We start from the raw sequence: 12,408 nt of genomic DNA, 5'->3' as shown, positions 1-12,408 counted from the left end.
AGTGTCCGCATGCCGAGCGTCCTGGTCGTGGAAGACGACCCCAGCATCCGCCAGTCACTGATCGAGGTCCTGGCGGAGCACGGGTACGCCGTGCGCAGCGTGGGCGACGGGTTCGGCGCGCTGCGCGAGGTCACCCAGACACCCGTCGACGCGGTGGTCCTCGACCTGGGGCTGCCCGATCTGGACGGCGGGGACGCGCTGCGCATGATCCGGGGCATATCGTCCGTGCCCGTGCTGGTGGCCACCGCCCGCGACGACGAGGCGGAGATCATCAAGCTGCTCAACGCGGGCGCCGACGACTACCTGGTCAAGCCGTTCTCGGGGGGACAGCTCATCGCGCGCCTCTCGGCGGTCCTGCGGCGCACCAGCCACGTGCCGCCCGCAGCCGGCGCCGCGGCCGGAGCCCCGGTCGCGCCGGCGGCGGACCCGCTGCGCCCCACGACCGTCGGCGAGCTGGCGGTGGACCCGGGGGCGCGCACCGCGTACCTGGCGGGCCGGGAGCTGCGGCTGACGCGCCGGGAGTTCGACCTGCTGGCGTTCCTGGCGCACCACACCGGCCAGGTCGTCTCCAAGCGCCGGCTGCTGACCGAGGTGTGGCGGGAGCCGTACGTGGACGACCAGACCGTCGACGTGCACCTGTCGTCCCTGCGCCGCAAACTCGGTGAGCGCGCGGCGGCTCCGCGCTACCTGCTGACGGTGCGCGGCGTCGGCATCAAGCTGGTGGCCCCCAGGTGAGGCGCTCGCTGGCCGGAGTGGCGCTCGCCGTGACCTCCATGGTCGCCCTCTCCTTCCTCATACCCCTGGCCGCCCTCGTGATGTCGCTGGTCAAGGAGCAGGGCGTGACCGCGGCCGAGCAGCAGGCGGCCGCCCTGGCGCCGGTGCTCACGCTCACCACGGATCCGGCCGCCCTGCGGGAGTCGGCGGCGAGCCTGGACGCGGAGGAGCGCCTGGTCGTCCATCTCCCGTACGACGGCGCCCTCGGCCCGTCCCGGGCGCCCGCGGCCCTGCTCGAACGGGCCCAGCGGGGCCGGGAGTCCATCTCCCAGGAGATCCCGGACGGCTGGATCTGCCTGCAGCCGGTGGTGCTCGCCGACGACCGGGTCGCGGTGATCGAGAACTTCGTCCCCGAGGCGGAACTGACCCGCGGCGTCGCACAGTCGTGGGCGGTCATGGCCTTCCTCGCCGTGGGACTGATCGCCGGTTCCGTGCTGGTCGCCGACCGCCTCGGCGCGAAGGTCGTACGGTCCTCCAGGCGGCTGGCGCAGGCCTCGCACGCCCTCGGCCAGGGTGACCTGGAGACCCGCGTCGACCCCATGGGCCCCAGGGAGCTACGGGACGCGGGCGTCGCCTTCAACGCGATGGCCCACCGCATGACGCAGCTGCTCGCCGTCGAGCGGGAACTGGTCGCGGACCTGTCCCACCGGCTGCGCACCCCGCTGACCGCCCTGCACCTGGCCTCCGAACGCATGGCCGGTACGCCGGAGTCGGCCAGGGTCGAGGCGGCCGTCGCCGAACTGGAGGCGGAGCTGCGGGCCATCATCGCGGCGGCACGCACCCCGCTCGCCGTCGGCCCGATGGGCCAGGGCATGCTCGGGACGGAAACCGCCCCGGGCCACCCGCCCTCCGCCCCGCGCTGCGAGGCCGCCGAGGTCGTGCGCCGCCGCACCGCCTTCTGGTCGGTGCTGGCGGAACAGCAGAACCGCTCCTGCGCCCTGGACCTCACCCAGGAGCCCACGGCCGTCGGCCTCTCCGACGACGACATCGCCGCCGTGGTGGACGCGCTCATCGGCAACGTCTTCCGGCACACGGCGCCCGGGACCCCGCTCGGCGTCCAGGTCCTGCGCACGGCCCAGGCCGTCGAGCTGGTCGTGGAGGACGGCGGACCGGGCATCCCCGAGCCGGACCTGGCCCTCTCGCGCGGCAGCAGCACCGGGTCCACGGGACTGGGGCTGGACATCGCGCAGCGGGCGGCGAGCGCCACGGGCGGCTCGATGCACATCGGCACCGGCCCCCTGGGCGGCGCCCGCATCACCGTAACCTTCGCCCTGGCCACCCCACCCCCACCCACCCGCACCCCCCGCCTCCCCCGCCGCCGCAGGTAGCCGGCGGCGCAGCAGGGTCCCGTGGTCAAGCGGGGGCGCGTCCTGGAGGTCACCAAGCAGACCAACTCGGCCCGATCCCGGCCTCGCGCGCGGTCCGTCCCTAGGGCCGCGCTGACCCCGGTGGCCGAATCCCAGGCAGCCTCCAGCGGGCCGGCAGAGATCCCGGACGTGACCAGCGTGGAGATCGACGGCCGTGGATACGTCGTGGCCTACACCCATGGCCTGCGTGGCAAGGACCAGCTGCACGACGGCGCGGAGATCGTCCGCCTCGCGGTCTTCCGGGCGGACGCGAAGGGGGAGTCGGTCAAGCCCCTGCGGGAAATCGACATGCCCGTGTCGGCCGACCCGTGGCGTCGATGCCCTCGGGTGTGAGGGTCTCGCTGAAGTAGCGTCCGGGATGCCGGATCCTCCTCCGCCACCTGGATTTCGCCAGGCCCACCGGAAGGCCTCAAGTCCGACTGGGCCGCGGGCAGAAGGGTGCCTCCGACAACGATCCCACCCGCGACTACCCGGTCAGGAAACGGCACAACGGTGCTCACCCAGTTGAACCTGAACAGCCCCACCTGTGACTCCAAGGCCCTTGAGGCGGGGACGGACGTCCCCTTCTTCCACACCGCAGACGGAGCGGGCGTGTTCCTCACCCGCAATGCGGACAAGACCCTCCTCCTGTCCGTTCGCAGACCGGCCCGTCCCTGAACGGCCCCGCCAAGACGAGTCGCCACGCCCGCGAGCAGGCGACGGCTGACCTGGCCGTACGATCCCAGCCCGGGGGACTGGAACACCAGCGGACAGATCGTGGCAGAGAGGAACCTGGTGCCGTGGAAGACTTCACCGAACAAGAACTGTGCGACGTGGTCGCGGCAGCGAATTCTCCGGATTGGTCCGTGAGAGCCGCTGCAGGACAGCGCCTGGCGGCAGCGTCTCAGGTTGAGAGCGTCGCCGGTGTCCTGCACCGTCTCCTCCTGGATGCCCACGACACCGGAGTGATTTCGGATACCGCTGTGGCTCTGCTGGCCCGGCGGGATCTGGCCGGCCTACGCGTCGTGCTCGCAGCCCGTGCTGTCGCGTCTGACCAGGGAACCGCTGATCAGCTCGATGCGGAGCTCGACGTCGACCCACGCTGGGCGACCGGACAGGACTGCGACGAGCTGATCACGCAGCTCCGAACACTGGCATCGGATCGAGACCCCGGGATCCGCAGCGAGGCCCGGTGGCGACTTGCACTTCGTCGCTGACTGTCCCATCTCATGAGATCTTGCGGAGACAGGGTCGCTGACCTGCGGGCTGACAGTGTGAGTCGAGACTCAGGCCAGATGGAACGAGCGTCTGGAGAGCAGCGGACGGAGTCGAGTGCTCGCCCCACCGATCATGGCGGGGGAGGGGAGTCCTGAGCTGGCCTCCGTCAGGATCGGCATCGAAGATGGCAGTCTGCGGACCAAGCCGATGGCCAACTTCGTGACCGGGAGCTGGCAGCACCGAATCCGTGGAGAATGGCCAGGAAAGCGAAGAATCGGGTTCTTCATATGTCCAGCCGGTTTCGGGGAACTGCTCGAGCAGGGCAGAGAGGGACATCGCCTGATGGATGGCAGATGACCAGTCCTGACCGGAGACGTCCAGTAGCACCAGCGGCGGGTCGGTTCTGGCACAGATCTCGGGGAGCAATCGCGGCGCGTCACCTCGGTGTTCGATCGTGAGGGGCTGGGTCCAGTGATGCTGCGGCCGTCATCTCAGGTGATTTTGAACCGTTGAGGCCCGATCGTCGCTCATTGCGGTGTAGACGGTCACGATCGAGGCGACAGCTTCAACTTCGGCCGGTCCAACGATCCGCAGCCACGCGAGCTCGCATAGTCCGCCGAACCGCCGGACACGATCAGCGGCGTCCGCAGGCCGTGGATTCGGGAGCACCAGAAGGTGGATCAAGGAGATCTCGTCGACGAAGCTGCCGGCGATCTCCCGGGGCCTGACGACGCGACCGGAACGACGGGGTGGACACCGACCAGAGGGTCCGCCGAAGCGTGGGCGTCCGCCAGGGCGGCGGCCACCGCGTCCACGAGCGGGTCGGGGGTGTCCGCGCGGCGGGCCAGCACCAGGCGGCTCGGCGGATGGCCGTCGAGGGGGACGAACGCGAGGCCAGGGCGCGCGTGCCGGCGCGCGGCGCCGGCCGGAAGTATCCCGGTCACCCCGTCCCACACCACCGCGTGCAGGCATTCCTCGACGGACGCCACCACCGGGCCGGGAGTGTCCTCGTCAGCCGCGAGCCAGTACGCGCGCCACCGCGCGTCCGTCCCGGCCGGCAGCCGGAAGCGCGGCCTCCCCGCGAGTTCCCGCACGTGCAGCCGCGACCGTGCGGCGAGTGCGTCGCCCGCGGGCAGCACCGCCACCAGAGGCTCGACACCCAACTGACGTACAGTCAGTCCCGAGATGTCGAAGGGGAGACGGGTCAGTACCAGGTCGGCCCGACGCTCGCGCAGCCCGCCCGTCGGATCGGTCACGGGCGCCTCGTACAGCCTCAGACGCAGTCCGGGGCGGGTGTCGCGCAGTACCGCGAGCGCCGCCGGGCAGGAGTCCAGGCCGGCGCCGGCGACGGCGCCCAGGACGACCTCGCGTTCGGACTCCGCGGCCCGCACCCGCTCGCGGGCGCGCTCGGCCCGGGCCAGCAGGTCGCGGGCCTCCGGGAGCAGGACCTTTCCTGCCGCCGTCAGGCGCGCACCGGTCGGGATCCGGTCGAACAGACGGCACCCCAGGTCCGCCTCCAGATCGCGGATCCGGCTGAGGGGCGGCTGGGCGAGGTGGAGTCGCACGGCGGCGCGGCCGAAGTGGCCCTCCTCCGCGACCGCGACGAAACAGTGCAACGCCCTCAAGTCCATGACCGGCCACGATACCGACAACGGCACCGCCCCCGCGGAATCGGTCTTGGACGCGGGGGCGGGGTCCGGGATGAGGTGGAGACGTTGCACCCCCATCGACTTCCCGAGGAGTACCATGTACGCGCACCCCGACGACCTCCACCGCGCCCGCTCCGTGGGCGCCGCCGCGGCGCCCGAATTCGCGGCCTGGCTCGCCTTCCAGAACGCGGTCGACCGCGAGGACGGCGCCGTCCCCCGCCGTTACCGCGAGCTGATCTCCGTGGCCGTCGCCCTCGTCACCCAGTGCGCGTACTGCCTTGACGTCCACACCGCGGCCGCCCGCAGGCATGGCGTCACCGCCGAGGAACTCGCCGAGACCGCGTTCGTCACCGCCTCGGTCCGGGCCGGCGGAACCCTCGCCCATGCCCTCCTCGCCGACCGCCTCTACGAACAGCACGGCCACCACGACCCGTCCGCCACCTCCGCGAGCGCGACCACCCCCTCCGGCTGACGGCCACCGGTCCGGCTCTCCGGCAACGGACCCAGCATTCCGGCGAGGCAGCCGTGGCCGGCCAGGATGCCGGCGTCAACCGGACCTTCGGGGCTTGAAGGTGGCCGTGAGGCCGGTGATTCGCGGAACGCGGGTCGCCATCTGAGACGTGATCCAAAAATGCTGGTCCAGCGGCGGTCGGCGCGGTTACCGTCGGCCGCTGCCTGCACACGCACCCGGGGGACCCATGCCTGCACACACGTCCAGACCGATCACCGCCCTGACGGCCGCCGTCCTCGGTATCTTCCTCGTCCCGGGCTGCGGGGCTGGGCACGACCCGGGCGCGGCAGGCGGGTCCGCGTCGGCGGGCAAGCATACCTCGGTGGCACCCCTGACGGTGGCCCAGCTCAAGGACGCGGCCTTGATGGACGCCGACGTACCGCAGGTGAAGGCGGAGATGAACGCGCAGGAGGTGAAGCACCAGCCCAGCACGTTCCCACCGGTATCGGAGCCCGCCTGCCGGACCTACCTCGACATCAGCACCGGCGAGCGGTCGCACGCGCGTGTCGAACAGCTCTACGACTGGAAGGACGACATCTATCCTGGCCACTCCACGCTCGCCTCCTACGAAGCGGGCGCGGCGGAACGGGACTTCGCGGAACTCAAGAAGGCCCTCGCTGCCTGCCGGACCTTCGAATTCGAGAACTGGACGGGCAAGCACACGGTGTCGATCACGGTGGAAGCACCACCGCCGTTCGGGGACGAAGCGGTGACCCTGCGGGAGCACGTCCCCCTACGGGACGGACTTGCCGGCGACAAGCAGGTGACCGTCGTAAGGGCCGGGAACACCATCGCGACCTTCACGCGGCTCGACATCGGACGAAGCTCCTTCTTCCCCACCGGCCTGATCGAGCGCCAGGTCGGGCGCCTCAACAACGTGCAGCAGAACGCCGTCTCCGCTGACGGGGCCGCCCGGGGCGAAGGGAATGGATGACCCGCCGCTCGGGTGATTTCTGTGCGGGCGAGGTCACGAGGAGGGCGGACTGGAGGTCGTCGCCGGCGAGCTCACCGAGCTCACTCACTGCGGCCTGCGTCATCCCGGTTGTCCTCCGTCCTGCGTCAGCGGTACCCGCCCGAGATGTGCGCCGAGCGGTGCGCGGCACGGGCGGCGTGGCCACCGTATTGGTCCGCACGGGCGACGGCTGTTGAACTTCGCCCTGTACGAACGGCGCGAATTGCGCGCGGGTCAGGAGCTCGGCGTGGGCGCGGGTGTGGCGTCCAGGGAGTCGAGGAGCTCGCCGAAGGTGAGCTTGGTGTCGTCGTACTCGAAGGTCATGGCGGCGGCGAGAACCTCCCACCGGCCGGTGCTGCGGCCGCAGTGCTCCAGCAGGGTCGTCAGCGCCGCCTCGGGTTCGTTGCGGGAGAGGATCTCGTCGGCGGGGATCTGGCGCGAGGGCAAGGGCCGGCCCCCGCGGCCGGTGTTCATCGTCTGCCCGCACCTGGAGACGGTGGCACTGGACCAGGACGGCGGCGATGGCTGGAGCGTGAACAGCCCGCCCCCTGGTCCCTCACGAGCCCCAAGACGTCGCGGAGGAGATCCTGCGCGACGGCTGGCGGACCATCTTGAACCGCACCGACACCCTCGCCGCCGAATGCGCCCGCCTCGGACAGGTCCTCGGTGGAAGCCGATACTTCCCCGGCTCTTGCAAGGTCACCGTCGATCCGTCTTCCTGCGCGCAAGCCGCGCAGTGGGTGTTCCGGCTCCAGCCCAGCCCCCGTTTCGCGCTCGCTGCCTATCTCGGCGACGAGCGGGAGCGCAACATCCTCGTCGACCCCCTGACCGACATGCCGGCCGCGCACACCCCCAGCGGACAGATCGAGACCGTCGCCCCCAGCGGCTGCCGGCACACTCCCCGCCCGCCACCCTGACCATCGGCCCGGGGGTGGGCCACATGCCGGCCGCGTACGGAAAGTACCGCACGCCGATCGGCTGCGGCCTGTCATCGACGAACGCGCAGGGTCACCGGGCCCAGGCGGAGGCCTCCGGACGAGCGGGTCGGCTGCTGCGGGAGGCAGTCGAGGTCACTGCCGGCGCGAACGCAGCCCGCGACTACCGGCCCCGGCCCAAGCGCACGGTGACGCGCCCGGTGCCGGACCGCGAAAGGCGGCCACGCCGGGTGAGCTTCCGATGGCGGGCGTGGTCCAGGAAGCTCTCCCTGAGCACGCCCGAGCCGTTCTGGCGGACCCTGCGTGGCCCTCGTTGAGGACACGCCTGGTGGAGGTCGAGCGAGCGGGCGAAGACCCTGTCGATGTGCTGGTAACGGTCGCCCGGCGAAGAGAGTCGTCCTCGGTGGAGTCCATCGCCGGGGTGCTTACATGGCGCCTGGACGAATGGCGCAAGCAGCGCAACACGACTGCGGACGCCTCCGGCAGGAGCCCGTCGTCGACAGCGGGGGGCGGCACGGGAGGAGGCGCCGCACCCATCCGTAAGGCGGCGGCGCCTGCACCGAAGCGCAGGCCGCCCGGCGACGAGCAGCGCAAGGGTCCGAGGCGGGCCCGCTAACGAGGGGAGACGCGCAGATGGCAACACCCGAACACGGCGAGCCATTTGCCGAGGCCGCGGGCGAGGCGGTACAGACCGCCGTCATGTCGGTCCGGCTGGTCATGGACATCGCGGATGCCGTACGGCGGCATCAGCAGTGGCAGAGGAAGGGTGCGGAGGAGGAGTGGCCGCCAGCCGAGAAGGCGGCCGAGGACGCGAGGGAGACATTGAAGGACCTGCTGCCGCCGGACATGTCCGTAGCGCTGGTGGGCGCGGCGGACTGGCCGCAGCTGGCGCAGCAGCTCATGGCGCTCAAGAACGCGGGCGTGGACCTGGAACAGCTGCTGCCGAGGGTCGGCGAGATCGCCGTGACCGTGCGGGACGCAGTGGCGGTGAACGTGGAGCGGGTGGCCAAGGAGGGCACGGGGCGGTGGGAGAAGATGCTCCGTGAGACGCTGCCCGCAGGCCCGGTGAGGGAGGCGATCCTGTCTTCCCCGACGTGGCCCGACATCGCAGCGACGATGGCGCGGCTGGACGAGCACGGTGTTGACGTGCGGAAAATTCTTGCGTCCCCGCACGACGAAGGCCTCGGTGTCGATCAGGCGGTCACGAAGGTGCTTGCGGCCGGCGAGGTGCCGACGACGAGCCGTGACGCGCTGCTGTCGTACGGGCCGCTGACGGAGGGGCTAGACCTCCCGCCGAATCTCGACTTGTCGGATCGGGAGCGAGCGTTTCGACAGCTGGCGATCTCGCCACAGGACAACGAGAGCTTCATGCGGATGGTGCGGGAGGCGATGCCGGGCAGGGACCGTGAGGCTGACCTGATGTTCGCCCATAAGCACTGGCCTTTGGTCGCTTCGCGGATGGCGAAGATGGAGGATGCGGGCCAGCCGGTCCGGCAGCATCTGGCCGGGCTGGTGAAGGACACCTCGTGGGAACAGGCGCGTGGCGGGCAGCTGGGTTCGCGGCTGGTGCAGGCGACCGCCGCCGTTCTGCGTCATCCGGCGGGGGAGCCCCCGGCAGCGGGACGTCCCAAGGTCAGCACGGCGGCCGCCCGGTCACAGTCTTCGACCGTGGGCCCTACTAAGGCGCAGGCGGCCAAGGGAGCGGCGCCTGCCGAGCCGGGGGTGGCTGCGCATCGGGAGGCCGGGCCGGCGGCGAAGCAGGGCAAGACCCGGTAGTTTGTGCTCGGAGACGACGTGTGCCGCAGACGTTTCGGGTCTGCGGCACACGTCGTTTCCGGGGTGGTGAGGGCTCAGGGCCGGGTGGCTCCGAAGTAGTCGCCCTCGGGCATGGCGGAGCTGATGGGCTGGACTTCGACCTGGCGGCCGGTGCGCGGTGCGTGCAGCACCTTGCCGTCTCCCGCGTAGATGGCGACGTGGTAGATGGAGCTGACCCCGCCGTGGGACCAGAAGAGCAGGTCGCCGGGCTGGAGGTCGTTGCGGGATACGGGCCGGTGGGCGGTGGCGCTGTACTGCGCGTCGGCGACGCGTGGGAGCTGGAGGCTGGGCCAGTAGGCGTACTGGACGAGGGAGGAGCAGTCGAAGCCGGCGGTGGAGGAGGCGGAGCAGCTGCCGTTGAGGTAGCCGTTGAGGCCGTCGCAGAAGCCGGTGGTGGGGCCTGAGGGGCCGCCGCCGCCCCACGAGTAGGGAGTGCCGATGCGGCCTGCGGCTCGGCGTACGGCGTCGGGGCCGGCGCCGGTGCCCGCGACCTGGAGGAGCCCGGCGCCCTCGAAGCGGGGGATGTCGCGCAGGATTTCCTCTACGTAGTCGTAGGTCTCGGAGTTGGCGAAGGAGCGGGGAGGTACGCCGCGGTACTCCTGGACCCAGCCCCATCCGGCGTTGTATCCGGCGAGGGCGAGGGCTCGCGGGTCGCCGCCGTATCCGGAGTTCTTGGCGTCCTTGAGCAGGGAGCACATCAGGCGGCCCTGGGCCATGAGGGCGTCGCCGATGTCCCAGGGGGAGTTGCTGCCGTTGCCGTCCTCGTCGCGTCCCCAGGTGGCCCAGGTGTCGGGGATGAACTGGGCAGGTCCCTGGGCGTTGGCCCAGGAGGTGGCTTCGGCCTTGCTGGTCTTGAAGGCGGACTCGTGAAAGAGCTGGGAGGCCAGCAGTGCCGGGGTCATCTCCGGTTCCGGGCAGGCTGCGTCGGCTTTGAAGATCCATGGCCGGAATTCGACGGGTACGTTCTGGAGCCCGCCGCCCCCGTCAGTGAGCCCGGCGGCCTTTGCGTCGGCGTCGGTCAGCACTACCGCGAAGACCGCGGCGACCGGCATTACGACCAAAGCTGCCGCCGCAATTGCGGCGCCGATGGCCACCTTCATGTATATCCCCCCGCAGGTTATTTGTCTTTGCTGCCGCATATTCGATTGCTGTATGGAGTGGCTGTGCCAATGAGATGGTGTTTCCTTTGGAGCTCCAGTGGGGTCGGTTTCCGGTCAAGTGTGCGGAGTTGGTAGGTTGGCGATCTTGAGCTGGTCGAGCCGACTGCCACCGCACAGGGTCCCGCTGTGAGGCAGGATCCCGCAGGCGGCAGGGGGTGTGACGTAGGGTCAGCGCGGACTTGTCTCGGGGTTCGTGTAGGGGAATGTCGACATCTCTATTTCGCGACCCGGAATGGAGAGCGGCGGGTTGCGATGTGGCTGTCTGTGCGCCCTGTGTGGCGCCATCTCGGACCTGGCCTCCTAGGTCGGCAGAAATCTGGGCTCGGGTCTGACAGACCTTCACGCTAATCTCAGTCGTCCCACGAGCCAAAGGCTTGCTCAACACTTTCAACAGGGGGGTGGCGGTGTGACCACGCATGCGGAGACGTCGCTTCCGGTTAGCGGACCGTCAGACATGCTGCGTTACGCACTGATGCCCGTGCACGGTTCGGGCATTGCGTTGGCGACCGTTGCCCGAATGCTGGACGGCGAGGCCGACGGCAGGCGGGCGCGGGTGCTGGCGCCGGGTGAGGCGCTGCCGTACGGGGCCCAGCCGGTCCTGGTCGCGGAGACGACGGTGTACGGCGCGCACTGCGTGGAGGCGCTCCTCCAACGCTGGGGGTCGCTGCCGAAGCCGTGGCTGGTGTGGGTGGCCGATGCCCCGGTGCGGCCGGCCGCGGACGCCCGCTACCTCGTCCGTGCCCTGGAGGGGCGCCTGGCGGGGGTGGCGCGGGTGCCGTACCTGCCGGTGCTGCGGGCGGTCGCAGGGCCGGATGAGGCCCTGGAGCACAAGGACGTTCAGGCCGCGGCGGCGAAGCTGCGGCGCACGATGGAAGGAAAGTGACGGCCATGAAGGTCACGGAGAAGCTCTACACCCTCGCGGACGGCGGCCTCATTCCGAACGCCAAACCGACGAAGATTCCCGGGATGGAAGAAACCGTCACCGATCTCTTCGGTTACGGCCTGTGGATGGTCATCCTGGCCGGCGCGGCGGGGGTGGGCTTCGGCGTCTACAAGCTCGCGGTGTCCGACAAGTCCCGCAACGGGGGCGGCTCCGAGCCCTTCAAGTGGATGGGCGGCGGCATCGCCGCGATTCTCCTGTCGGGGTCCCTGATCGCGATCCTCAACGGCATCTCGGGGGGCTGATTCGTGGCACGCAGCAGGGGGGCCCGCCGGTCGGTGGGCACAGGGATCGCCGGACTGGCGCTGGGCGCCGTACTGGCCTTGACCGGCTACGCCGCTTTCTCCGGGGACGACAGCGATTCCGCAGGAGCGGCCAAAGGGGCGAGCCCCAGCGCCAGTGCTTCCGGGGCGGCGACGCCCACGGAGACGTACGCGCCGCCGAAGGACTGGACCGATCCAGTGCGGTGGGCGGCCCTGCCCCGGGGGCAGAACACCGACAAGTTCGGAAGCCAGGTCGGCTTCCCCCACACCCTGGAGGGGGCGGCGGCCATGATGGCGGCCGCCAACAACACCGCCATCGGCGAGGGTAAGACCGCTGTCGACGAGCAGACGCGCATCTACAACTCCTACGTCAGCGTGCGTGACTATTCGGCAGTCAACGCCGAGAGGGTCAAGCAGAAGGCGCAGGAGACTGAACGGCAGCTCGCCCAGGAGATGGGTGGGCCAGGCCAGAAGAGCCTTCCGGCAGGCGCGTACATGCGCAGCGTCACGATCGGCTTCAAGGTGCTCAAGAAGTCGGATGACGAGGTGAGCGCTTGGGTGCTGTCCCGTGTGGTCCGCCGGGACGGAGAGACGGCCAAGGAGACGAGCGGCTACACCCGTCGCATCGCGGTCGCGCAGTGGGTGGACGGGGACTGGAAGATGACGGCCGACGCAACTTCGCGGGCCCTTGAAGACGTGCAGGGCAAAGACGAGCCGACCATGGCAGCCCCGGGAGATCCCGCCTTCAACGTGGCCGGCTGGACGGCGATCAGGGCGGCATCGTGATGCGCCGTCTGGCCGTGCTGCTGTTGGCCCTGTCGGCACTTATAGGGTTGTCGGTTTCG

The 12,408-nt window shown here is 70.5% G+C and carries 15 protein-coding genes; 12 read left to right on the top strand and 3 right to left on the bottom strand.

What is annotated here, in order from left to right:
• Positions 1-9: 9 nt before the first annotated feature.
• From AB0D45_RS24185 to AB0D45_RS24165, 5 genes are all read left to right on the top strand, one after another.
• The gene (locus tag AB0D45_RS24185; RefSeq protein WP_361596670.1) at positions 10-735 is read left to right on the top strand and encodes a response regulator transcription factor; all 726 of its coding nucleotides are present in this window, start codon (positions 10-12) and stop codon (positions 733-735) included.
• On the top strand, positions 732-2,102 hold the full coding sequence (locus AB0D45_RS24180) for a HAMP domain-containing sensor histidine kinase (protein ID WP_362462486.1): 1,371 nt from the start codon (positions 732-734) through the stop codon (positions 2,100-2,102). The genes AB0D45_RS24185 and AB0D45_RS24180 overlap by 4 nt, the downstream gene beginning before the upstream one ends.
• Before the next feature lie 120 nt (positions 2,103-2,222).
• Positions 2,223-2,474, top strand: coding sequence for a hypothetical protein (locus AB0D45_RS24175; protein WP_362462483.1), 252 nt, complete (start codon positions 2,223-2,225; stop codon positions 2,472-2,474).
• 159 nt (positions 2,475-2,633) lie between these two features.
• On the top strand, positions 2,634-2,798 hold the full coding sequence (locus AB0D45_RS24170; RefSeq protein WP_362462480.1) for a hypothetical protein: 165 nt from the start codon (positions 2,634-2,636) through the stop codon (positions 2,796-2,798).
• Between the two features lie 122 nt (positions 2,799-2,920).
• Positions 2,921-3,337, top strand: coding sequence for a hypothetical protein (locus AB0D45_RS24165; protein WP_362462477.1), 417 nt, complete (start codon positions 2,921-2,923; stop codon positions 3,335-3,337).
• 681 nt (positions 3,338-4,018) lie between these two features.
• Here AB0D45_RS24165 and AB0D45_RS24160 read toward each other — a convergent pair.
• Complete coding sequence (locus AB0D45_RS24160; RefSeq protein ID WP_362462474.1) at positions 4,019-4,969, bottom strand: LysR family transcriptional regulator; 951 nt, start codon at positions 4,967-4,969, stop codon at positions 4,019-4,021.
• 115 nt (positions 4,970-5,084) lie between these two features.
• On the opposite strand from AB0D45_RS24160, the gene AB0D45_RS24155 reads away from it, so the two are divergent.
• Both AB0D45_RS24155 and AB0D45_RS24150 read left to right on the top strand, forming a co-directional pair.
• Positions 5,085-5,459, top strand: coding sequence for a carboxymuconolactone decarboxylase family protein (locus tag AB0D45_RS24155; protein ID WP_052875022.1), 375 nt, complete (start codon positions 5,085-5,087; stop codon positions 5,457-5,459).
• A gap of 361 nt (positions 5,460-5,820) precedes the next feature.
• Positions 5,821-6,432, top strand: coding sequence for a hypothetical protein (locus tag AB0D45_RS24150; protein WP_362462471.1), 612 nt, complete (start codon positions 5,821-5,823; stop codon positions 6,430-6,432).
• Between the two features lie 252 nt (positions 6,433-6,684).
• Here the strand turns inward: AB0D45_RS24150 and AB0D45_RS24145 are convergent, their stop codons facing one another.
• Entirely contained in the window at positions 6,685-6,924 is a 240-nt protein-coding gene (locus tag AB0D45_RS24145) for a hypothetical protein (protein ID WP_362462468.1), read from the bottom strand.
• 137 nt (positions 6,925-7,061) lie between these two features.
• Here AB0D45_RS24145 and AB0D45_RS24140 point away from each other — a divergent pair, with 137 nt between their 5' ends.
• On the top strand, positions 7,062-7,367 hold the full coding sequence (locus AB0D45_RS24140) for a hypothetical protein (protein WP_362462465.1): 306 nt from the start codon (positions 7,062-7,064) through the stop codon (positions 7,365-7,367).
• Positions 7,368-8,018: 651 nt separating this feature from the next.
• Positions 8,019-9,161, top strand: a complete 1,143-nt coding sequence (locus AB0D45_RS24135; protein ID WP_362462462.1) for a hypothetical protein — start codon at positions 8,019-8,021, stop codon at positions 9,159-9,161.
• A gap of 74 nt (positions 9,162-9,235) precedes the next feature.
• Here the strand turns inward: AB0D45_RS24135 and AB0D45_RS24130 are convergent, their stop codons facing one another.
• Positions 9,236-10,102 (bottom strand): bifunctional lytic transglycosylase/C40 family peptidase, encoded by an 867-nt coding sequence (locus AB0D45_RS24130; RefSeq protein WP_362462459.1) that lies wholly within the window; start codon positions 10,100-10,102, stop codon positions 9,236-9,238.
• Between the two features lie 775 nt (positions 10,103-10,877).
• Here AB0D45_RS24130 and AB0D45_RS24125 point away from each other — a divergent pair.
• Genes AB0D45_RS24125 through AB0D45_RS24115 form a run of 3 tightly spaced genes read left to right on the top strand, consistent with a single transcriptional unit; the run spans position 10,878 to position 12,349 of the window.
• Entirely contained in the window at positions 10,878-11,243 is a 366-nt protein-coding gene (locus AB0D45_RS24125) for a hypothetical protein (RefSeq protein WP_362462456.1), read from the top strand.
• Positions 11,244-11,248: 5 nt separating this feature from the next.
• Positions 11,249-11,545 (top strand): hypothetical protein, encoded by a 297-nt coding sequence (locus AB0D45_RS24120; protein WP_362462453.1) that lies wholly within the window; start codon positions 11,249-11,251, stop codon positions 11,543-11,545.
• A gap of 33 nt (positions 11,546-11,578) precedes the next feature.
• A complete protein-coding gene (locus AB0D45_RS24115; protein ID WP_362462451.1) occupies positions 11,579-12,349 on the top strand; it encodes a hypothetical protein in 771 nt (256 codons plus the stop codon).
• The last annotated feature ends 59 nt before the right edge of the window (positions 12,350-12,408 follow it).

Source organism: Streptomyces sp. NPDC048352, from assembly GCF_040651895.1.
GTDB lineage: Bacteria > Actinomycetota > Actinomycetes > Streptomycetales > Streptomycetaceae > Streptomyces.
The sequence above is the reverse complement of the archived record's forward strand: the minus strand, read 5'-3'. Positions and strand labels throughout refer to the sequence as shown.

Coding starts and splice junctions, on each gene's coding strand:
- AB0D45_RS24185 (WP_361596670.1), top strand. CDS start 10: ATGCCGAGCGTCCTGGTCGTGGAAGACGACCCCAGCATCCGCCAGTCA.
- AB0D45_RS24160 (WP_362462474.1), bottom strand. CDS start 4,969: ATGGACTTGAGGGCGTTGCACTGTTTCGTCGCGGTCGCGGAGGAGGGC.
- AB0D45_RS24155 (WP_052875022.1), top strand. CDS start 5,085: ATGTACGCGCACCCCGACGACCTCCACCGCGCCCGCTCCGTGGGCGCC.
- AB0D45_RS24145 (WP_362462468.1), bottom strand. CDS start 6,924: ATGAACACCGGCCGCGGGGGCCGGCCCTTGCCCTCGCGCCAGATCCCC.
- AB0D45_RS24135 (WP_362462462.1), top strand. CDS start 8,019: ATGGCAACACCCGAACACGGCGAGCCATTTGCCGAGGCCGCGGGCGAG.
- AB0D45_RS24130 (WP_362462459.1), bottom strand. CDS start 10,102: ATGACCCCGGCACTGCTGGCCTCCCAGCTCTTTCACGAGTCCGCCTTC.
- AB0D45_RS24125 (WP_362462456.1), top strand. CDS start 10,878: ATGCTGGACGGCGAGGCCGACGGCAGGCGGGCGCGGGTGCTGGCGCCG.
- AB0D45_RS24120 (WP_362462453.1), top strand. CDS start 11,249: ATGAAGGTCACGGAGAAGCTCTACACCCTCGCGGACGGCGGCCTCATT.